Consider the following 21170-nt stretch of genomic DNA (forward strand, 5'->3'; position numbering starts at 1 on the left):
ACGCCCCCGACATGGATAAACAGCGCGTGAACTTATTCAGTCTCTTCGCTGTCCTGTTGCGCAGTAGAACCCTGCGCGTTGCTACCGTGATGGTAGTTATTGCTGGCGCCGCCACCGGCATTGTTGCTGTGATGGGAAACCGGGCGAGACGGGACAACAGTAGAAATCGCGTGCTTATAAACCATCTGGCTGACCGTGTTCTTCAACAGGATCACGAACTGATCAAAGGACTCGATTTGACCTTGCAGCTTAATACCATTCACCAAATAAATAGAAACTGGAACACGTTCCCGACGCAATGCGTTCAGGAACGGATCTTGTAAAGATTGCCCCTTAGCCATTCTCTTTTCCTTATATGCTTATTTGTACTTTGAACCTTTCGATTCTGAAAAATTGCGCACGATACGTCTCAATTGTACACATTCAGTCTGCGATAGCACCAACAACCTGTAATACTTCTTTTCGCGCCCGATCGGGATTCTCACTGTCAAGCCAGCGCACCCCTTCCCAACCGCGCAACCAGGTCATCTGGCGCTTCGCCAACTGTCTCGTGGCGCAAACACCTCTATAAACCATTTCATCATATGAGATTTCGCCCTCAATGTATGACCACATCTGGCGGTATCCCACACAACGGATGGAAGGCAAGTCCGTATGCAAATCTCCTCGGGCAAAAAGCGCCCGGACTTCTGCTTCAAAACCTGAAGCCAACATCTGATGAAAACGCAGTTCAATGCGCTGATGGAGCAGTTCACGGCTCGCCGGGGCGATAGCGAACTGATGCACCTGGTACGGTAGCGCGTCTCCTGACGTTTGCGTTAGCTCCGTTAAAGTTTTACCCGAAATGAAAAAAACTTCCAGTGCCCGGGAAAGTCTTTGCGGATCATTTGGATGAATTCGCGCGGCGGCAACCGGATCTATCTCCTGAAGTTGCTGATGCAACGCCTCCCATCCAAGCTCCGCTGCTTGCTGCTCTATCCGGGATCTGACTTCCGGATCTGCTGAAGGCAGCGGCGATAAGCCTTCCAGCAATGCCTTAAAATACAGCATGGTACCGCCCACTAACAGCGGGATACGCCCCGCAGCGGTGATCTCCGCCATTTGCGCTAACGCGTCGCGGCGAAAATCCGCCGCCGAATACGCCTGCGACGGGTCGCGTATATCTAACAGTCGATGCGGCGCCGCTTTCAGCTCATCGACATTCGGCTTAGCCGTGCCAATATCCATTCCCCGATAAATGAGGGCGGAATCAACGCTTATCAACTCTACTGGCAAAACTTTACGCAGTTCTATCGCCAGCGCCGTTTTGCCGGAGGCCGTCGGCCCCATCAAAAATATCGCCTTAGGCAGGCTCGCCTTGCTTACATCATTCATGCTTCAGGGCGTTCATCGCCGAATGTAAATCAACAGGTTGTAACAGGCCACCCGGCGGCGCTTTTACCAGCTGCGGACATAGCCGCTCAACATCCGCCAGCAGCGATATGGCCTGCGCCATCGACCACTGCGGATGTTCGCTCTGCACATTACGCGCTATCCATTGTGCAATATTGACCGTTGCAAATGTGGTCTGTTGCGCCAGGTAGCCTATCAGTTCAGGAATCAAGATTTGTAAATTTTGTTGTCGTAAGGGTAAAGGCACCGCCCGAATGGTCACATGCTGCGCATCTGACTGAAATTCAATACCCAATTCTCCCAACAAAGATTGGGCTTTTTGCAGCGCGACTTTTTCATCGGCGCTCACTTTTAAACGCAGCGGAATCAGCAACGGCTGCGCGCAAACCGGACTTTGACCCGGTGTAAGCTGCGCCTGACGCAGCCAACGCTCCGCAACCGGCAGCGACAAGAGCTGGATAGTCCCCGCGTGTTCCAGCAACGCGCAGTCACCGCCGACTATCGTTAGTACGCGACCAAAACTCTGGCTATGTCCGTCAAGCGCAGGCGCAACCGGCTCCGGCGCGGGGCTCGTCGCCGGCGTCTGTAAAAGCGCGCGATAAACCTCGCCCTGCGGCTTCTGATAACCTGGCTGCGCGTGCGGCCAACCACCTGCGGACTGACGCCCGCCATTACCGCCCGATGCGCCGCCGGAATAACGCGGTGTCGCGGGCTCGCGCGCCGCAGTTGGCTCGGCGGGTACAGCAAAATGGTTGCGCCCGGCGGCGATACGGTTTTCCGGGACATGCCGCGGCGCTGGCGCAATCTCCTCCAGCGGCAGCGTCGTTTCCGTCTGCTGTTGCAGAACGCTCAGCACCCCTTGATAGATGAAGTCGTGCACCAGCCGGGATTGATGAAAACGCACTTCGTGCTTGGCGGGATGAACATTGACATCCACCTGATGCGGGTCAATCTCCAGATACAGCACAAACGCAGGCTGTTGGTCCGCGCCCAGTTTATCTTCACAGGCCTGGCGAATGGCATGGTTGATCAAGCGGTCGCGCATCATGCGGCCATTCACATAGCAGTACTGGATCTCCGTTAACGCCGTGGTGGTGTGATTCGGATCGGCGACCCAGCCGCGCAGGGTCAGATCGCCATGCTGCCACTCGATCGCCAGTGCCTGTTCGAGAAACGGCGTCCCGCAGATGGCGCCTAACCGGCGCTCTTTTTGCCCGTCCTTTGCGACAGCGCGATACTGCCGTACCAATTTGCCGTTGTGCGACAGGTTAAGCGTGACGTCAAAACGGGCCAATGCAATACGACGGATGATCTCATCAATGTGATTAAATTCCGTTTTTTCGGTACGCATGAATTTGCGCCGGGCGGGCGTATTATAAAAGAGATCCAGAACTTCCAGGGTGGTGCCGACCGGGTGCGCGGCGGGTTTTACCGTTACGTCCATGTCACGCCCTTCCGCATACGCCTGCCAGGCTTCCGCCTGCTCCGCCGTGCGCGACGTTAGCGTCAAACGCGAGACCGAACTGATACTGGCCAGCGCTTCGCCGCGAAATCCCAGACTGATAATCGCTTCCAGATCGTCAAGCGAGGCGATTTTACTGGTGGCATGACGGGCCAGCGCCAGCGCCAGCTCCTCTTTTTTAATGCCGCAGCCATTGTCGCGAATACGAATAAGCTTCGCGCCGCCACGCTCGATGTCGATATCAACGCGGGTGGCGCCTGCATCCAGACTATTCTCTACCAGCTCTTTAACAACCGACGCAGGGCGTTCCACCACTTCGCCAGCGGCGATTTGGTTCGCAAGCTGCGGCGGCAGAACCTGAATCGGCATGAAATCTCCTTAATTCGCGGCGGTTATGGCGCCAGGCTGGTTGGTACTGGCCGTCTGGCCTGGGCCGCCCTGCGGCGCAGACTGGATCGGATGCGCTGCAAAGTACTTACGCAACCCCCGGTATATAGCGTCAGCAATCTGCTGCTGATAGCGGTCGCTCGCCAGCAATCGCTCTTCGCCGTGATTACTGATAAAGCCCGTCTCCACCAAAATGGACGGGATATCCGGCGAACGCAACACGCCCAGGCTCGCGTGTTCCGGGCGACGTTTATGCAGCGACCCCACACCATCCAGTTGGCTTAGCACGTTCGTCGCCACATCATACCCTACCCGCTGCGAATGACCGAATTGCAAATCCAGTACCGCCTGGCTCAGGTAAGGGTCTGACTGACTGTTCGCCAGCACATCGCCAGCGCCGCCTAACAGTTCGGATTGCTTCTCATGCTGCTCAAGCCAGTTTGCCATTTCGCTATTCGCGCGACGATTGGACAATACCCAGACGGAGGCGCCGGTGGCGTCGCGATTTGGCGCGGCATCCGCATGAATAGAGACAAGGAAGTTGGCGTTTTGCTTACGCGCCACGTCAGACCGCCCCATCACCGAAATAAAATAGTCGCCGTCACGCGTCAGCACGCCTTTAAACATCGGATCGTTATTCAGCAATGTGCGTAACTTACGCGCGATGGCGATGGTGACATTTTTCTCGCGCGTACCGCCCGGGCCTATCGCACCGGGGTCCTGGCCTCCATGTCCGGCATCAATAGCAATCACCACTTTATCGCCAGCGCCTGCCGACGCGCGCGCCGCAGGCCGCGTAACGGTATTGCTGCTGGTTACGCCAGTCAGGCGATCATCAGAAGATTTAAACGGATTACGGGCCGGCTCCGTCGGGCGGGGCGCGCTTTCAACCCGTTTCGCGACGACAGGCGGCGGTGGCGGCGGAACATCGGCATTAATGGTGAAAATGACCGTATAGTTGCCGCCGTTTTGCCGCTTCACAGCCTCGGTTTTACCATTTTCCGTCAGATCGACAAGCAACCGTAAAGATTGCGCATCTTTCGGCGTTCCGGCACGGATCGTTTTCACCAGATTGTTACCGCTAAACTGAAGCGGCAGCCCCTGAATCACGCCGGTCTGCCTGATATCCAGCGCCACGGTACGTTTACCGTCCTGTGAGTAAGCATATTCCGGCTCGCCGATAAAACTCAGCGTAATGCGCGCCTGCTGCTCGCCGTTGGACACCTGAATATCAGAGAGACTGGCGGCGCCCGCCTGCGCGCACAGCAGGATTAAGGCTGCTATTACGGCATTTTTGATGCGATAAATCATCCCGCCACCTTTATAGCTAATCGGCTAAACGCGCCAGTAACGAATGACCCGATGAGGATACCGCGCTTACGCGAGCCTCACGCCCCTGCGCCTGGTAATCAATATGGATTTCGACGTCCGGGTCGGGGAGAACGCCTTTACCTTGTTGCGGCCACTCCACCAGACAAATGGCGTCGTTGGCGAAATAATCGCGAATGCCCATAAACTCCAGCTCCTCCGGGTCCGCAAGACGGTACAAGTCGAAGTGATATACCATCATGTTATCAAGCGCATAAGGCTCTACCAGCGTATAGGTGGGGCTTTTTACATTACCGTTATGGCCTAACGCCTGTAAAAATCCCCGGCTAAACGTCGTTTTACCGGCACCTAAATCGCCATACAGATAAATAACGGTCGCGCCATCGCAGGCGTTGGCTACCCGTTGCCCCAGGTCTAGCGTCGCCTGTTCGTCAGGTAGCGGAATTACTCGATTCATCATGGTTTACGTCAATCACATCAGGGTTAACAATACGCCGCAGCGTAGTAAAAAGATCGGTCGCCAACATGCCGCGAGCGCCATAACGCGCTGCCAGTAAGTCCGCCGCCGCGCCGTGAGCCACACATCCCACACATGCCGCATCATACGGGGTAAACTTCTGTCCGAGCAATGCGCCGATGATGCCGGACAGGACATCGCCCATCCCGCCGCTCGCCATCCCCGCATTACCAGCGTCAATGATAGCCAGAGGGTGGTGTTCAGCGGCGATAATCGTTCCTGCGCCTTTTAACACGACCACGCCTCCGTACCGTTTTACCAGACGCTGTGCTGAAAGTAAGCGATCACTTTCAATTTCTGCCACAGAACATCCTAACAGGCGGGCAGCCTCTCCCGGATGCGGCGTAATCACGCGATTGTGACGTTTATCAGGATTGATTGCCAGTAGGTTCAACGCATCCGCATCCCACAGCATAGGTTTACGGACGTTTTCTACTTTCTGTAAGGCTTTTTTGCCCCATTCCTGCTGCCCAAGCCCCGGGCCGATCACTACAACGTCAGCCCAGGTCAGGCTCTCTTCCAGCGACTGAGGCGTGAGTTCATGTACCATCAGTTCCGGGCGGGCCGTCAGCAACGGCGCGATGTTTTCACCGCGAGTCAGTACTCTGACCAACCCAGCCCCCGTACGCAGCGCCGCCTCGCCAGCCATCCGAATTGCGCCCGCTGTTCCCTGGTCGCCGCCGATAATCGCCAGACGACCATGATCGCCCTTATGCGAGGTCGGTCGACGCGGCGTTAACCATTGCCCCAACTGCGTCGCGTCAAAACGCCGGAGCGGCGGCGTCTGGCTTGCCAGCCAGCCTTCCAGTCCCAACGCGTCATAATGCAGTATGCCGGTAACGTCACGCGCTTTGCCGGTCAGCAGGCCTGGTTTCAGGGCGATAAACGTGACCGTATGCGCGGCGCTTATCACCGCGCCAGGCGTGGCGCCCGTTTGCGCCAGCAGACCTGACGGGATATCGACGGCGACAACCGGCGCAGGATGAGCGTTCGCCTGTTCAATCAGACCGGCTACCGGGTCGCGCGGCGCCTGGGCTATGCCGGTGCCAAGCAGCGCGTCGATAATCAGATCCGTCGCTTCCGGCCAGATAATATCGGCAGCATGGATAATGCCGCCGGCATTCAGCCAGGCATCGCGCGCCTGCGCCGCTTCTTCAGGCAACGGTTTGTCGCTCTCCTGCGCCAGCAACGTTACGCTAATGCCCGCCGCTTGCGCTAGTCGCGCCACGACGTAACCATCGCCGCCGTTGTTGCCATGACCACACAACACCAGCCAGTGTCGGGTGTCAGGATAACTGTCACGGGCTACCCGAAATGCCGCGTCGCCAGCGCGCAGCATCAATTCATAGAGTGTGAGTCCGAAGGCATCCGCCGCATCGCGTTCCAGCCGTTTGATGTCATCGGCGGGCCAAATGGAGTGTGGTATACTTACAGGGTTTTTCTTCATGTTATGGTCCATCATGTCAAAGCCCCTCGATCTCAATCAGTTAGCGCAAAATATTAAGCAGTGGGGGCTGGAGCTGGGCTTTCAGCAGGTCGGTATTACTGATACCGATCTGCGCGCATCCGAACCTGCGCTGCAGGCGTGGCTGGACAAACAATACCACGGCGAGATGGCATGGATGGCGCGCCACGGTATGATGCGCGCCCGGCCTCATGAACTCTTACCCGGTACGCTACGTGTCATCAGCGTGCGCATGAACTATCTGCCCGCCAACGCCGCGTTTGCCAGTACGTTGAAGGATCCCACGCTGGGCTACGTTAGCCGATATGCGCTGGGGCGTGATTATCACAAGCTATTACGCAGCCGCCTTAAAAAACTGGGCGAGCAGATCCAGCAGTACTGCGGTTCGCTGAATTTTAGACCGTTTGTCGACTCTGCGCCTATTCTTGAACGCCCATTAGCGGAAAAAGCCGGACTTGGCTGGACGGGTAAGCACTCACTTATCCTTAATCGGGAGGCGGGCTCATTCTTTTTCCTGGGGGAACTGCTGATTGATTTACCGCTTCCGGTCGACCAGCCGGTCGAGGAAGGTTGCGGAAAATGCGTCGCCTGTATGACCATTTGCCCGACCGGGGCGATTGTCGAACCGTATACGGTGGACGCGCGGCGCTGTATTTCTTATCTCACCATTGAGCTGGAAGGCGCTATTCCGGAAGCATTTCGCCCACTGATAGGCAACCGTATTTACGGCTGCGATGACTGCCAGCTTATCTGTCCGTGGAATCGTTACTCTCAGTTGACCGACGAAGCAGATTTTAGCCCACGCAAGGCGCTGCATAACCCAGATTTGGTTGAGTTGTTTAGCTGGAGCGAAGCGCAGTTTCTGAAAGTCACTGAAGGTTCTGCGATTCGGCGCATTGGTCATTTACGCTGGCTGCGCAATGTTGCCGTCGCGCTGGGGAATGCGCCGTGGAGTAATGCCGTCATTACGGCGCTGGAAAGCCGCAAGGGTGAGCATCCACTTCTTGATGAGCATATCGAATGGGCGATTGCGCAACAAATTGAAAAGCGCAACGCCTGCATCATTGAAGTGCAGCTACCGAAAAAACAGCGTCTGGTCAGGGTGATTGAAAAAGGGCTGGTGCGCGATGCCTGAATTATTCACAGGCTGTGTATAAAAATAAAAACACATTGCGATTCAAGAGGGAAAAAAGGAATAGTCAATAACGCTAACGTTTTGAAATCTTATTTTTTCTATATTTTTCAGTAAATTATAAAAATTCTACGCGTCAGGTATAATTTTTTGCATTCCAGGAGTAATGGGCCGCCCTGTGGATAAGTCTGTTTACAAGGATCTGACGAAAGCGGAACAAAACGTGCCCCAACGCGATATTCGTTGTGGATAATTTTACTGTAGATAAGAATTGGAGCGGGAAACGAGACTCGAACTCGCGACCCCGACCTTGGCAAGGTCGTGCTCTACCAACTGAGCTATTCCCGCATAATCTTCGTCTTTCGAACCGCTACTGCGTTGGCTGCCTTCACTCGCCTGAGTCACTTACTTCAGTAAGCTCCTGAGGACTCATTCAGTTGCCGCCTTGTCGCAATTCGAAATCCTGCGATTGGTGGTCTGTACTTAACAAGTACTTTCAAATTTGGAGCGGGAAACGAGACTCGAACTCGCGACCCCGACCTTGGCAAGGTCGTGCTCTACCAACTGAGCTATTCCCGCTTGGGTGCGCTTGTACTTAACAAGTACTTTCAAATTTTGGAGCGGGAAACGAGACTCGAACTCGCGACCCCGACCTTGGCAAGGTCGTGCTCTACCAACTGAGCTATTCCCGCAAATTTGTTGCTGTCGTAATTCGCATTTCTGCGTCGTTACGGGAGGCGCATTATACGAGAAATCCATTTAGCTGCAAGCCCCTGAACGCATTTTTTCGCGATTTTTGTTTGAATGCTGATTAAATCACCAAACAAGACAAAAAACGAGCAAAGCGTGCGCTATGCAACAAAAAACTTTTCACGCCACGCCTAAAGGCACAGAATCAGAATAGCACCCTGCGCCAAAAAAAGAATAGCACGGTGACCACAACATCCAATTGATATCAGGGATCAAGATGAAAAAAAAACTTATTGTCATGCTGTTAGCCAGCCTCTCCGTTCACGCCGCTTCCGTTTCCGCCAGAACATTACATTTTGGCACCTCCGCCACCTATGCGCCCTATGAGTTTGTCGATGCCGATAATAAAATTGTTGGTTTCGATATTGATGTCGCCAACGCGGTCTGCAAAGAGATGCAAGCGGAGTGCTCATTCACTAACCAGAGCTTTGATAGTCTGATCCCCGGCCTACGCTTCAAAAAGTTTGATGCGGTGATCGCCGGTATGGATATGACGCCCAAACGTGAGCAGCAGGTCTCCTTTAGCCGACCCTATTACGAAGGTTTATCGGCGGTAGTCGTCACGCGTAAAGGGGCTTATCACACTTTTGCCGATCTGAAAGGCAAAAAAGTCGGTCTGGAAAACGGTACAACGCATCAGCGCTATTTGCAGGATAAACAACAAGCCATCACGCCTGTCGCCTATGACAGCTATCTAAACGCCTTTACCGATCTGAAAAACAACCGTCTTGAGGGCGTGTTTGGCGATGTCGCCGCGATTGGTAAGTGGCTAAAAAACAATCCGGATTATGCCATCATGGATGAACGCGCCAACGATCCTGACTACTACGGAAAAGGGTTAGGCATTGCGGTACGCAAAGGCAACGACGCGCTATTGCAAGAAATTAATGCCGCGCTCGACAAGGTGAAAGCGTCGCCGGAATATGCGCAAATGCAAGAGAAATGGTTTACGCAGTAATTCAGTGGCGGGAGAGCTGCCGGATGAGACGCTCTGGCGTTGCCATCCGGCATGTTACGCCTCACAGCTTAATGAAATGCTCGCGGTAGTAAGCCAGCTCCGCCACCGACTCGCGAATATCATCCATCGCCTGGTGCGTGCCCTGCTTGGTAAAGCCGGCCAGAATCTCCGGCTTCCAGCGGCGCGCCAGTTCCTTGAGCGTACTGACATCCAGATAGCGATAGTGGAAGTAAGCCTCCAGTTCCGGCATATATTTAAACAGAAAACGACGATCCTGACCGATACTGTTACCGCAAATCGGCGACTTACCCGCAGGCACCCACGTTTTCAGAAATTCAATCGTCGCCAGTTCAGCGTCTCGTTCGCCCATCGTACTTGCCTTAACGCGATCTACCAGGCCGCTGCCGGTATGGGTGCGCACGTTCCAGTCATCCATTAACGCCAGTTGCGCATCGGATTGATGTACCGCAATCGTCGGCCCTTCTGCCAGAATGTTCAGGCTGGCATCCGTCACCAGCGTGGCTATCTCAATAATGCGATCGCGCTCGGGGTCCAGACCTGTCATCTCCAGATCGATCCAAATCAGGTTGTTTTCATCGGCACTCATGCTATTTTCCACCGTTCAGAGGTCACATTCACTGTGACTATATTCATCTACAATTGCGTGTATCATAGATGTTTTGCCCACTATGGGCGACCAGGAGCCAGTACGATTGAGCAAAAATAAACTCTCCAAAGGCCAGCAGCGCCGTGTGAACGCCAATCACCAGCGTCGTTTAAAAACGTCCGCGGAGAAAGCCGACTACGATGACAACCTGTTTGGCGAGCCTGCAGAAGGTATCGTCATTAGCCGTTTTGGTATGCATGCCGATGTGGAGTCTGCTGACGGCGAGGTTCACCGCTGCAATATCCGCCGCACTATCCGTTCGCTGGTGACGGGCGATCGCGTCGTCTGGCGTCCGGGCAAAGCCGCCGCAGAGGGCGTCAACGTAAAAGGCATCGTTGAAGCGGTGCATGAGCGCACCTCGGTATTGACGCGCCCGGACTTCTACGACGGCGTGAAGCCTATTGCCGCCAACATTGACCAAATCGTTATCGTCTCCGCGATTTTGCCGGAGCTGTCGCTGAATATCATCGATCGCTATCTGGTCGGCTGTGAAACCCTACAGGTTGAGCCGCTTATCGTACTCAATAAAATTGATCTGCTGGACGACGAAGGTATGGACTTCGTTAATGAGCAGATGGATATCTACCGCAATATCGGCTATCGCGTGCTGATGGTCTCCAGCCATACGCAGGATGGTCTGAAACCGCTGGAAGAGGCGTTAACCGGTCGCATCAGTATTTTTGCCGGGCAGTCCGGCGTCGGAAAATCCAGTCTGCTAAACGCTCTGCTCGGCTTACAGAACGAGATTCTGACGAACGATGTGTCGAATGTCTCCGGTCTGGGTCAACATACCACTACCGCTGCTCGTCTGTATCATTTCCCGCATGGCGGCGATGTCATTGATTCCCCCGGCGTGCGCGAGTTCGGCTTATGGCATCTGGAGCCGGAACAAATCACCCAGGGCTTTGTCGAATTTCATGACTATTTGGGACATTGCAAATACCGGGACTGCAAGCATGACGCCGATCCAGGCTGCGCCATTCGCGAAGCGGTAGAGAACGGCGCTATTGCGGAAACCCGTTTCGAAAATTATCACCGAATTCTTGAAAGTATGGCGCAGGTAAAAACGCGTAAAAACTTTTCTGATACGGACGACTGACAGATACGCTAGGCGTCGTTAGAATCGTCCCCTTTTTTCAGGATACCGGTATAACTGCCGGTTCAGGAACAACAATGGCCTGGAGGCTACCTTGTTAAACTCATTTAAACTTTCGCTACAATACATTCTGCCGAAACTATGGCTCACTCGCCTGGCGGGCTGGGGCGCAAGCAAACGAGCAGGATGGCTGACAAAACTGGTTATCGATCTCTTCGTAAAGTATTACAAAGTTGATATGACCGAGGCGCAAAAACCGGATACCGCCAGCTATCGTACGTTCAATGATTTCTTTGTTCGTCCGCTGCGTGATGACGTGCGTCCGCTCAATACCGATCCTAACATCCTGGTTATGCCTGCCGACGGCGTGATAAGCCAGTTAGGTCGTATCGAAGAAGATAAAATTTTGCAGGCCAAAGGCCATAATTACAGCCTTGAGGCGTTGCTGGCGGGTAACTACCTGATGGCGGATAAGTTCCGCAACGGCACGTTTGTGACCACTTACCTCTCCCCTCGCGACTACCATCGCGTGCACATGCCATGCAACGGCATCCTGCGTGAAATGATCTACGTACCGGGCGATCTGTTCTCCGTTAACCATCTGACCGCGCAAAACGTCCCCAACCTGTTTGCCCGCAACGAGCGCGTTATCTGTCTGTTTGATACCGAGTTCGGTCCTATGGCGCAGATTCTGGTCGGCGCAACTATTGTCGGCAGTATCGAAACCGTCTGGGCGGGAACCATTACCCCGCCGCGCGAAGGCATCATCAAGCGCTGGACCTGGCCAGAAGGCGAACATGAAGGGTCTGTCGCCTTGTTGAAAGGCCAGGAGATGGGGCGCTTTAAACTGGGTTCCACGGTCATCAACTTATTTGCGCCGGGGAAAGTGAATCTGATCGCGTCGCTGGCAAGCCTGTCCGTTACCAAAATTGGCCAACCGCTGGCGACGTCGACCGAAACATTCGTCGCGCCGGAGGTAGAACCTGCTCCGCTGCCGGCAGAAGAAATTAAAGCCGAACACGACGCCAGCCCGCTGGTTGACAATAAAAAAGACGACACCTAATCAAGAGAGAATGCTGACGTGCGCCTGATTATCGCTTTTCTGATGGCCTGGTGCCTCAGCACGGGGGCGTTCGCCGCAACGGCCCCCGACGCCAAACAAATCACGCAGGAACTGGAGCAGGCAAAAGCGGCGAAGCCCGCTCAGCCGGAAGCCGTTGAGGCGCTCCAGACTGCTTTAAACGCGCTTGAAGAGCGAAAAGGCTCGCTTGAGCGCGCGAAACAATATCAACACGTTATTGATAATTTCCCTAAGCTATCCGCCACCTTGCGCGCCCAGTTGAATAATCTGCGCGATGAGCCTCGCAGCGTACCGCCAGAGATGTCCACCGAAGCGTTAAATCAGGAGATCTTGCAGGTTAGCAGCCAGCTACTGGATAAAACCCGCGAGGCGCAACAGGAGCAGGAGCGCGTCAGGGAGATCGCCGACTCGCTCAGCCAGCTTCCCCAACAGCAAAACGATGCCCGCCGCCAGCTTAATGAGATTGAGCGACGGCTCGGCGCCGCAGGCGGAAGTGCCGCGCTTAGCCAGGCGCAAAGTCTCAGTATGCAGGCGGAGTCCGCCAAACTAAAAGCGTTAGTCGACGAACTGGAGTTGGCGCAACTGTCCGCCAACAACCGGCAGGAACTGGCTCGTCTGCGTTCCGAGCTGGCGGAAAAACAGAGTCAGCAATTGGATGCGTATCTTCAGGCGCTGCGCAATCAGCTCAATAGCCTGCGTCAACGTGAAGCGGAACGCGCGCTGGAAAGCACTGAGCTGCTGGCGGAAAACAGCGCCGGTTTGCCGGAAGGCATCGTCGAACAATTTAAAGTCAACCGCGAGCTGTCACAGGCACTCAATCAACAAGCGCAGCGGATGGATCTGGTCGCCTCGCAGCAGCGACAGGCCACCAGCCAAACGTTACAGGTGCGCCAGGCGCTCAATACGCTGCGGGAGCAGTCGCAATGGCTTGGCGTGTCCAACATGCTTGGCGAAGCGCTGCGCGCGCAGGTCGCCCGTCTGCCAGAGATGCCTAAGCCGCAGCAGCTTGATACGGAAATGGCGCAGCTACGCGTCCACCGTATGCGCTATGAAGAGTTACTCAATAAGCAGCCGCAGCTACGGCAAATACGTCAGGCCAATGGACAGCCGCTGACCGCCGAGCAAAACCAGATCCTTGACGCCCAGCTTCGCACTCAGCGCGAGCTGCTCAACTCTTTGTTACAGGGCGGCGATACGCTGATCCTGGAGCTGACCAAACTGAAAGTCTCCAACAGCCAACTGGAGGATGCGCTTAAAGAGGTTAATGAAGCGACCCACCGTTATCTGTTCTGGACCGCTGACGTTAGCCCGCTATCGCTCTCCTGGCCTGTTGATTTGGTTCAGGATTTACGCCGGCTTATCTCATTAGATACGTTTAATCAGTTAGGTAAAGCCAGCATCATGATGCTGACCAGCAAAGAGACGCTACTGCCGTTATTCGGCGCGCTGGCGCTGGTCGGGTTTAGCCTCTATTCACGCCAACACTTCAACCGGTTCCTTGAGCGCTCGGCCTCGCGCGTCGGGAAAGTCACCCAGGATCACTTCTCGCTGACGCTGCGAACGGTGTTCTGGTCGATTCTGGTGGCCTCGCCGCTGCCGGTCTTGTGGGCGACGCTCGGCTATGGTCTACAGGAAGCCTGGCCGTATCCGCTGGCCGTCGCCATCGGCGATGGCGTGACGGCGACAGTACCGCTGTTGTGGGTAGTCATGATTTGCGCCGCGTTTGCCCGCCCTAATGGCCTGTTTGTGGCGCATTTTGGCTGGCCGCGAAACCGGGTAGCGAAAGCGATGCGCTACTACCTGATGAGCATTGGGCTGATCGTGCCGCTCATCATGGCAGTGATCATGTTTGATAATCTTAACGATCGGGAGTTTTCCGGCTCGTTGGGCCGCCTTTGCTTCATCCTGATATGCGGCGCGCTGGCGCTGGTCACGCTGAGTCTGAAAAAAGCGGGCATCCCGCTCTATCTTGATAAAGAAGGCAACGGCGACAACATGGTCAACAGCCTGCTGTGGAATATGTTGATGGGCGCGCCGCTTATCGCGATTCTGGCGGCGGCGGTGGGTTATCTGGCCACGGCGCAGGCGCTACTGGCGAGACTGGAAACCTCGGTCGCCATCTGGTTCCTGTTGCTGGTCATCTATCACGTCATTCGCCGCTGGATGCTGATCCAACGACGCCGACTGGCTTTTGACCGCGCCAAACATCGTCGGGCGGAAATGCTGGCGCAGCGCGCGCGCGGCGAAGAAGAACCGGCGCACTCCTCCAGCCTGGAAGGCGCGGTCGACATCGATGAAAGTGAAATCGATCTTGACGCTATTAGCGCTCAGTCGCTGCGTCTGGTCCGCTCAATTCTGATGCTTATCGCCCTGCTATCGGTAATTGTACTGTGGTCGGAAATCCACTCGGCATTCGGCTTCCTGGAGAATATTTCGCTGTGGGATGTCACCTCTACGGTGCAAGGAGTGGAAAGCCTGGAGCCGATTACCCTCGGGGCGGTGCTCATTGCGATTCTGGTCTTTATCATCACCACGCAGTTGGTGCGTAATCTGCCTGCGCTGCTGGAACTGGCGTTATTACAGCATCTCGATTTAACGCCTGGTACCGGTTACGCCATCACGACCATCACCAAATATCTATTAATGCTGATTGGCGGGCTGGTCGGTTTCTCGATGATCGGCATTGAGTGGTCGAAGCTACAATGGCTGGTTGCCGCGCTCGGCGTTGGGCTTGGTTTTGGCCTGCAAGAAATTTTCGCTAACTTTATCTCCGGCCTGATTATTTTGTTTGAAAAGCCGATTCGTATCGGCGATACGGTGACCATTCGCGATCTCACCGGCAGCGTGACCAAAATCAATACCCGCGCCACCACTATCAGCGACTGGGATCGTAAAGAGATTATCGTGCCGAATAAAGCCTTTATCACCGAACAGTTTATCAACTGGTCGCTGTCTGACTCCGTTACGCGCGTGGTGTTAACCATCCCGGCACCGGCGGATGCCAATAGCGAAGAGGTGACGCAAATTCTGCTGACGGCGGCGCAGCGCTGTTCTTTGGTGCTGGATAACCCACCGCCTGAAATCTTTCTGGTGGATCTCCAGCAGGGTATTCAAATTTTCGAACTGCGTATTTATGCCGCGGAAATGGGACACCGTATGCCATTACGCCATGAGATCCACCAATTGATTCTGGCTGGCTTCCGCGAGCACGGTATTGATATGCCGTTCCCGCCGTTCCAGATGCGTCTGGAGAGTCTCGGCGGTAAACAAACGGGGAGAACGTTAACGTCAGCGGGTAAAACCAGCCGCCCGGCGGGGAGTTTGTAGCGCATGATCCAGGCAAGAAATGCCGGATGCGACCCGTGGGGTCTTATCCGGCATACGGCCTTTACTCCGCCGCCCACTCCGGATCGGCACTCATGCGGCTGCTGTAATTCTGATAAATCGCCATCGCCAGCAGCGAGAAAAAGATCGGGCCGCCGATCATCCACAAGGCGCTGTCCCAGTCCCCAGCTTCAATCACCGGCTGGATGATGGTAAAGACGTTGGCAAACGTCACCACCAGCACCACAACACCCGTCGCGACCAGGGTAGAGGCTTTGGTTTTAAAGAGAACAAATGGCCGCTCCAGATCCTGACGCGCTTTAAAGAAGGGAAATGCCAGCGCAAGGAACAGGTATGGCAAGGTCATTGAGACGTTCGCCATCAGCGTGAGTTTGTTATAAAACGCCGATGCGGTGTCACCGCCAAAAGAGACCAGCAAAATAAACAGACTCACCAGCACGCACTGTAGCCACATAGCGGTCGCCGGCATACCGTTAGCGTTCAGTGTCGTCATCGGCGTGGGCCACAACGCTTTTGGCGTCCCCTGAATAATGGCTTTCAGCGGTGAATAGCTCAACGTAAAAAACGCGCCGGTATAAGCCAGAAACATAGAAAGGCCGGTGATACGCGCAAACCAGACGCCCACCGTCATCGCTGCGTCCGGAGAAAGGTTTAACGCGTTACCTAATGTCGTGCCTAAACTCGACATCAGAATGTAGGTGATATTCCCTAAGTTAACGGCGCTATTACTTAATATCTGTTGCCAGTTAGTGCTGACGCCCCATAAAAAGATCGCCAAAGAATAACCAATTGAAATCACAATAGCCGCGAAAACAATACCTTTCGCAAAATTCTTTTCCGGTTTCTCGGTTTTATCCACCAGTCCGCCGACAGCCTCAATACCGCCGTAAGCAAAAATAGCAAATACCACAAATGACAACATTGCCAGGCCGGAGTGATAACCCGGATTCGGTGACGAGGTAAAATTAATTTCTTGTGCAAAATGCCCACCATTTAATAACAAAATAGCGACACTCACTAACAATAAAACTAAATTAAGGCACATTACGGCAATACCTCCGACCGCCGTAATTCGCGCAATTTTATTGATCCCTCTGGCGGCGACACACGTCACCAGAATCATCCAGCCGACGGCGAGCAGCCCGACAACCTGCGTAGGCTCAAGCCCCGCAATACGCCAGTGCTGCGTCATATCGGCGCCAAAAACAAAAGTAGAAAACGGTACCCAAATTTTTGCCGCCGTACTTACCATCCATATGACATACGATGAAAACCACATAAACGTGCCGATAAACGCGTAACGTGGCCCCACGCTATTATTCATCCACGAATAGATCCCGCCCTCTTCTTTGCGATAAGCGGAACCCATTTCAGCCATCATTAAGGCGAATGGAATAAAAAACAGCAAGGCAGAAAATATATACCACGGGATTGCGCTATACCCCATTAAATAAAACGCCGACGGGCTATTCGCAAAACCAAAAACAGAAGTAAAAATCATCAGGATAAGCCCAATAAGGCTCATCTTTTTTATCGTGTGGGTCATTCAACCATCCCTTACGCTCGAGCGCGTTTGCCAGACGCCGCTCACCGATTGACGCCGCCTTCTTTTTTACAAAGGTCAGCGATAAAAAAATCAACACAGGATTGATACCTAAATGGCATCAAAGTTCCAGCCTTATGTTGTGGCAAACAGAGGATAATTGAAAAAATATGCTACAAAATGGCGCTTATTGCGCCATTTTATCTCGCCAAAGAGTGAATTTCAGATTTACGCCCGATCGACCGTAAAAGCAATCACGTCCGCCAGGCTTTCTGCTCCCAGCGCCAGCATCACCAGACGATCAACACCCAGCGCCACGCCGGAACAATCCGGTAGACCGGCGGCCAGCGCATCCAATAGATTTTGGTCAATCGGCTGCTGCGGCAGACCGCGCGCGGCGCGCTTACGATTGTCCTGTTCAAAGCGCTGTTGTTGCTCACGTGCGTCCGTCAGTTCGTGGAAACCATTCGCCAGCTCAATACCTTTGTAGTACACCTCAAAGCGCTCGGCGACGCGATGATCCTCGGTACTGATTTGTGCCAGCGATGCCTGACTTGCCGGAAAGTGATAAATAAAGGTCGGCTTTTCTTTACCTATATGCGGCTCAACCCCCATCGTGAACAGCAGTTGCAGCAACGTATCACGGTCTTCTTCCGTATCAGCGATATTGCTTAAATCAAGCTTTGCCGCCGCCTCACGCAGTTGCGTTTTATCTGCTGATAACGGGTCAATCTCCAGATGGCGCTGAAACGCCTGTTGATAGGAGAGACTTTCCGCAGGTTGACAATCCAGCACTTGCTGAAGCAAATCATCCACTTCATTCATCAGGCGGTACATATCGTAATGCGGGCGATACCACTCCAGCATGGTGAATTCCGGATTATGATGTCGTCCCATCTCTTCATTACGGAAACTGCGGCATAGCTGGAAAACCGGACCGCACCCTGCCGCCAGCAGGCGTTTCATATGGTATTCCGGACTGGTCATTAAATAGAGGTTCATCCCCTGGGAATGGCCAGGTCCGACGAAACGCGTTTCGAACGGGAACAGATGAATGTCTGTGACCGTCGCCTGACTCATGCAGGGCGTCTCAACCTCAAGCACTCCACGATCGGCAAAGAAACGACGGATTTCCGCCATAATCGCCGCACGTTTTAATAAATTGGGGATGGACGCGCTCGGCTGCCAGGTTGCCGTTTCGCTCATGATTCTTTCTCCAGTTTAAGACAAGGTCACGAAGTCTACTCGCAACGCGCGGGCGAAACAAATTTTGCGCAGGCGTATCGGGTGCCTTCTGGAGGGTAAAAAAAGTGATTTCAGATGGTTTAGTAATTAAATTAATCAAAATCAATGATAATTCATCCCTCTGATACGCTAAAAAAATCGAACACGTCAAATTTCCCTGACATCCCTGAGACTATACTGTTGTACCCATAAAGGAGCAGTGGAAACGCATTCATACTTCGCAGAACCCAGAGGCTTTATCTGGCTGCGCGAGGGTGAAATTACAATAATCTGGAGGAATGTCGTGCAAACCTTTCAAGCCGATCTTGCCATTATAGGCGCCGGTGGCGCGGGATTACGTGCTGCAATTGCTGCCGCACAGGCGAATCCCAATGCTAAAATCGCACTGATCTCAAAAGTGTACCCGATGCGCAGCCACACCGTCGCTGCCGAAGGGGGTTCAGCCGCTGTCGCCCAGGATCATGACAGCTTTGACTACCATTTTCACGATACGGTAGCAGGCGGAGACTGGCTGTGTGAGCAGGATGTCGTGGATTACTTTGTCCACCATTGTCCCACTGAGATGACGCAGCTGGAGCAATGGGGCTGCCCGTGGAGCCGCCGTCCGGACGGTAGCGTTAACGTGCGTCGCTTCGGTGGTATGAAAATCGAGCGTACCTGGTTCGCCGCGGATAAAACCGGCTTCCATATGCTGCATACCCTGTTCCAGACTTCCCTGCAGTTCCCGCAAATCCAGCGCTTTGACGAACATTTTGTGCTGGATATTCTGGTTGATGACAACCATGCGCGCGGCCTGGTGGCAATGAATATGATGGAAGGCACGCTGGTGCAAATCCGTGCCAACGCCGTGGTAATGGCGACAGGCGGCGCAGGCCGCGTATACCGCTATAACACCAACGGCGGCATCGTCACCGGCGACGGGATGGGCATGGCGCTGAGCCACGGCGTTCCGCTGCGTGATATGGAATTCGTTCAGTATCACCCGACCGGCCTGCCAGGTTCCGGTATCCTGATGACCGAAGGTTGCCGCGGTGAAGGCGGTATTCTGGTCAATAAAAATGGCTACCGTTATCTGCAAGACTACGGCATGGGCCCCGAAACGCCGCTGGGCGAGCCGAAAAACAAATATATGGAACTGGGGCCGCGCGACAAAGTATCCCAGGCTTTCTGGCACGAATGGCGTAAAGGCAACACCATCTCCACGCCGCGCGGCGATGTGGTTCACCTCGACCTGCGTCATCTCGGCGAGAAGAAACTGCATGAACGTCTGCCGTTCATTTGCGAACTGGCGAAAGCCTATGTCGGCGTCGATCCGGTTAAAGAACCGATTCCAGTACGTCCGACCGCGCACTACACCATGGGCGGCATTGAAACCGACCAGAACTGTGAAAGCCGTGTCAAAGGGCTGTTTGCCGTTGGCGAATGCTCCTCTGTTGGCCTGCATGGCGCGAACCGCCTCGGTTCCAACTCACTGGCGGAACTGGTGGTATTTGGTCGTCTGGCTGGCGAACAAGCAATGGAACGCGCTGCGACGGCAGGCGCCGCAAATAGCGCCGCGCTCGACGCCCAGGTTGCCGATATTGAACAACGTCTGAAAAATCTGGTGAACCAGGAAGGCAACGAAAACTGGTCGAAGATCCGCGATGAGATGGGTCTGTCTATGGAAGAAGGTTGCGGTATTTACCGTACCCCGGAACTGATGCAGAAAACCATTGATAAACTGGCCGAGCTTCAGGAACGTTTCAAGCGCGTACGTATCTCCGATACCTCCAGCGTGTTCAACACTGACCTGCTGTATACCATCGAACTGGGTCATGGTCTGAACGTGGCGGAATGTATGGCGCACTCTGCGCTGGCGCGTAAAGAGTCCCGCGGCGCGCATCAGCGTCTGGATGAAGGCTGTACCGAGCGCGACGATGTGAACTTCCTCAAGCACACCCTCGCCTTCCGCGATGCTGATGGCACGACCCGTCTGGAATACAGCGACGTGAAAATCACCACCCTGCCGCCAGCCAAACGTGTTTACGGCGGTGAAGCGGAAGCAGCCGATAAGAAGGAGAAGGCGAATGGCTGAGATGAAAAACCTGAAAGTTGAGGTGGTGCGCTATAACCCGGAAACCGATACCGCGCCGCACAGTGCTTTCTATGAAGTTCCTTATGATGAAACAACATCGCTACTGGACGCGTTGGGCTACATCAAAGATAACCTGTCGCCAGACCTGAGCTACCGCTGGTCCTGCCGTATGGCGATCTGCGGCTCTTGCGGCATGATGGTCAACAACGTCCCTAAACTGGCGTGTAAAACCTTCCTGCGCGATTACACCAACGGTATGAAGGTGGAAGCGCTGGCGAACTTCCCGATTGAGCGCGATCTGGTTGTCGATATGACGCACTTTATCGAAAGCCTGGAAGCGATCAAACCGTACATTATTGGCAACTCTCGCACGCCAGATCAGGGGCCGAATGTCCAGACCCCGGCGCAAATGGCGAAGTATCACCAGTTCTCCGGTTGCATCAACTGTGGTCTGTGCTACGCCGCGTGCCCGCAGTTCGGTCTGAATCCTGAGTTTATCGGACCGGCTGCGATTACGCTGGCGCATCGCTATAACGAAGATAGCCGCGATCACGGTAAGAAGGAGCGTATGGCGCAGTTGAACAGTCCGAACGGCGTATGGACCTGTACTTTCGTGGGCTACTGCTCCGAAGTCTGTCCAAAACATGTCGATCCGGCTGCGGCCATTCAGCAGGGTAAAGTGGAAAGCTCGAAAGACTTTCTTATCGCCACCCTGAAACCACGCTAA

The 21170-nt window shown here is 54.3% G+C and carries 16 protein-coding genes and 3 tRNA genes; 7 read left to right on the forward strand and 12 right to left on the reverse strand.

Annotated elements, in window-relative coordinates; all coding sequences use genetic code 11:
- Positions 1-32: 32 nt before the first annotated feature.
- From hfq to nnr, 6 genes are all read right to left on the reverse strand, one after another.
- Positions 33-341, reverse strand: coding sequence for an RNA chaperone Hfq (hfq, locus tag LCS67_RS20085; protein ID WP_001051875.1), 309 nt, complete (start codon positions 339-341; stop codon positions 33-35).
- Between the two features lie 82 nt (positions 342-423).
- Positions 424-1374, reverse strand: a complete 951-nt coding sequence (gene miaA / locus LCS67_RS20090; protein ID WP_031568669.1) for a tRNA (adenosine(37)-N6)-dimethylallyltransferase MiaA — start codon at positions 1372-1374, stop codon at positions 424-426.
- Positions 1367-3223 (reverse strand): DNA mismatch repair endonuclease MutL, encoded by a 1857-nt coding sequence (gene mutL / locus LCS67_RS20095; protein ID WP_031568666.1) that lies wholly within the window; start codon positions 3221-3223, stop codon positions 1367-1369. Before mutL ends, miaA begins: the two co-directional genes overlap by 8 nt.
- Positions 3224-3232: 9 nt before the next feature.
- Positions 3233-4552, reverse strand: coding sequence for an N-acetylmuramoyl-L-alanine amidase AmiB (gene amiB, locus LCS67_RS20100; protein ID WP_000640362.1), 1320 nt, complete (start codon positions 4550-4552; stop codon positions 3233-3235).
- Between the two features lie 16 nt (positions 4553-4568).
- Positions 4569-5030: a tRNA (adenosine(37)-N6)-threonylcarbamoyltransferase complex ATPase subunit type 1 TsaE gene (gene tsaE, locus LCS67_RS20105; protein ID WP_000981984.1), complete on the reverse strand. Its 462-nt coding sequence runs from the start codon at positions 5028-5030 to the stop codon at positions 4569-4571.
- Positions 5002-6549 carry a bifunctional ADP-dependent NAD(P)H-hydrate dehydratase/NAD(P)H-hydrate epimerase gene (gene nnr / locus LCS67_RS20110; RefSeq protein ID WP_000968675.1) on the reverse strand — a complete coding sequence of 516 codons (1548 nt, stop codon included), beginning with the start codon at positions 6547-6549 and terminating at the stop codon, positions 5002-5004. The genes tsaE and nnr overlap by 29 nt, the downstream gene beginning before the upstream one ends.
- Between nnr and queG the strand changes: the two genes are divergently transcribed.
- Positions 6548-7687, forward strand: a complete 1140-nt coding sequence (queG, locus tag LCS67_RS20115; RefSeq protein ID WP_001615111.1) for a tRNA epoxyqueuosine(34) reductase QueG — start codon at positions 6548-6550, stop codon at positions 7685-7687. The two genes, nnr and queG, sit on opposite strands and share 2 nt — an antisense overlap.
- Positions 7688-7956: 269 nt before the next feature.
- Here the strand turns inward: queG and LCS67_RS20120 are convergent.
- The 3 genes from LCS67_RS20120 to LCS67_RS20130 form a co-directional block, all read right to left on the reverse strand.
- Positions 7957-8032: transfer RNA gene (locus tag LCS67_RS20120), tRNA-Gly, on the reverse strand.
- Positions 8033-8187: 155 nt separating this feature from the next.
- Positions 8188-8263, reverse strand: a tRNA-Gly gene (locus tag LCS67_RS20125).
- 37 nt (positions 8264-8300) lie between these two features.
- A tRNA-Gly gene (locus LCS67_RS20130) sits at positions 8301-8376 on the reverse strand.
- Positions 8377-8651: 275 nt separating this feature from the next.
- On the opposite strand from LCS67_RS20130, the gene LCS67_RS20135 reads away from it, so the two are divergent.
- The gene (locus LCS67_RS20135; RefSeq protein WP_000727894.1) at positions 8652-9392 is read left to right on the forward strand and encodes an arginine ABC transporter substrate-binding protein; all 741 of its coding nucleotides are present in this window, start codon (positions 8652-8654) and stop codon (positions 9390-9392) included.
- Between the two features lie 61 nt (positions 9393-9453).
- On the opposite strand, the gene orn is transcribed toward LCS67_RS20135, so the two are convergent.
- Entirely contained in the window at positions 9454-9999 is a 546-nt protein-coding gene (orn, locus tag LCS67_RS20140) for an oligoribonuclease (protein ID WP_001271546.1), read from the reverse strand.
- Between the two features lie 106 nt (positions 10000-10105).
- Here orn and rsgA point away from each other — a divergent pair, with 106 nt between their 5' ends.
- The 3 genes from rsgA (at position 10106) to mscM (ending at position 15563) form a co-directional block, all read left to right on the forward strand.
- Positions 10106-11158, forward strand: a complete 1053-nt coding sequence (gene rsgA / locus LCS67_RS20145) for a small ribosomal subunit biogenesis GTPase RsgA (RefSeq protein WP_000041945.1) — start codon at positions 10106-10108, stop codon at positions 11156-11158.
- Between the two features lie 91 nt (positions 11159-11249).
- Complete coding sequence (gene asd, locus LCS67_RS20150) at positions 11250-12218, forward strand: archaetidylserine decarboxylase (protein WP_000934949.1); 969 nt, start codon at positions 11250-11252, stop codon at positions 12216-12218.
- 18 nt (positions 12219-12236) lie between these two features.
- Positions 12237-15563 carry a miniconductance mechanosensitive channel MscM gene (gene mscM, locus LCS67_RS20155; protein WP_001236755.1) on the forward strand — a complete coding sequence of 1109 codons (3327 nt, stop codon included), beginning with the start codon at positions 12237-12239 and terminating at the stop codon, positions 15561-15563.
- Positions 15564-15624: 61 nt separating this feature from the next.
- On the opposite strand, the gene yjeM is transcribed toward mscM, so the two are convergent.
- Both yjeM and epmA read right to left on the reverse strand, forming a co-directional pair.
- Positions 15625-17127: a glutamate/gamma-aminobutyrate family transporter YjeM gene (gene yjeM / locus LCS67_RS20160; RefSeq protein WP_000149874.1), complete on the reverse strand. Its 1503-nt coding sequence runs from the start codon at positions 17125-17127 to the stop codon at positions 15625-15627.
- Between the two features lie 225 nt (positions 17128-17352).
- Positions 17353-18330, reverse strand: a complete 978-nt coding sequence (gene epmA / locus LCS67_RS20165) for an elongation factor P--(R)-beta-lysine ligase (protein WP_000004797.1) — start codon at positions 18328-18330, stop codon at positions 17353-17355.
- Positions 18331-18652: 322 nt separating this feature from the next.
- Here epmA and frdA point away from each other — a divergent pair, with 322 nt between their 5' ends.
- Complete coding sequence (frdA, locus tag LCS67_RS20170; protein WP_001192952.1) at positions 18653-20443, forward strand: fumarate reductase (quinol) flavoprotein subunit; 1791 nt, start codon at positions 18653-18655, stop codon at positions 20441-20443.
- Positions 20436-21170, forward strand: coding sequence for a fumarate reductase iron-sulfur protein (gene frdB / locus LCS67_RS20175; RefSeq protein WP_000829509.1), 735 nt, complete (start codon positions 20436-20438; stop codon positions 21168-21170). The genes frdA and frdB overlap by 8 nt, the downstream gene beginning before the upstream one ends.

This window comes from Salmonella sp. A7, from assembly GCF_020181675.1.
Classification (GTDB): Bacteria; Pseudomonadota; Gammaproteobacteria; order Enterobacterales; family Enterobacteriaceae; genus Salmonella; species Salmonella enterica.

Bases quoted from the DNA above. Each gene is read 5' to 3' on its own strand.
- nnr (WP_000968675.1), bottom strand. From the start codon at position 6,549: ATGATGGACCATAACATGAAGAAAAACCCTGTAAGTATACCACACTCC.
- LCS67_RS20135 (WP_000727894.1), top strand. From the start codon at position 8,652: ATGAAAAAAAAACTTATTGTCATGCTGTTAGCCAGCCTCTCCGTTCAC.
- orn (WP_001271546.1), bottom strand. From the start codon at position 9,999: ATGAGTGCCGATGAAAACAACCTGATTTGGATCGATCTGGAGATGACA.
- yjeM (WP_000149874.1), bottom strand. From the start codon at position 17,127: ATGACCCACACGATAAAAAAGATGAGCCTTATTGGGCTTATCCTGATG.
- hfq (WP_001051875.1), bottom strand. From the start codon at position 341: ATGGCTAAGGGGCAATCTTTACAAGATCCGTTCCTGAACGCATTGCGT.
- epmA (WP_000004797.1), bottom strand. From the start codon at position 18,330: ATGAGCGAAACGGCAACCTGGCAGCCGAGCGCGTCCATCCCCAATTTA.
- tsaE (WP_000981984.1), bottom strand. From the start codon at position 5,030: ATGATGAATCGAGTAATTCCGCTACCTGACGAACAGGCGACGCTAGAC.
- frdB (WP_000829509.1), top strand. From the start codon at position 20,436: ATGGCTGAGATGAAAAACCTGAAAGTTGAGGTGGTGCGCTATAACCCG.
- mutL (WP_031568666.1), bottom strand. From the start codon at position 3,223: ATGCCGATTCAGGTTCTGCCGCCGCAGCTTGCGAACCAAATCGCCGCT.
- miaA (WP_031568669.1), bottom strand. From the start codon at position 1,374: ATGAATGATGTAAGCAAGGCGAGCCTGCCTAAGGCGATATTTTTGATG.
- queG (WP_001615111.1), top strand. From the start codon at position 6,548: ATGTCAAAGCCCCTCGATCTCAATCAGTTAGCGCAAAATATTAAGCAG.
- amiB (WP_000640362.1), bottom strand. From the start codon at position 4,552: ATGATTTATCGCATCAAAAATGCCGTAATAGCAGCCTTAATCCTGCTG.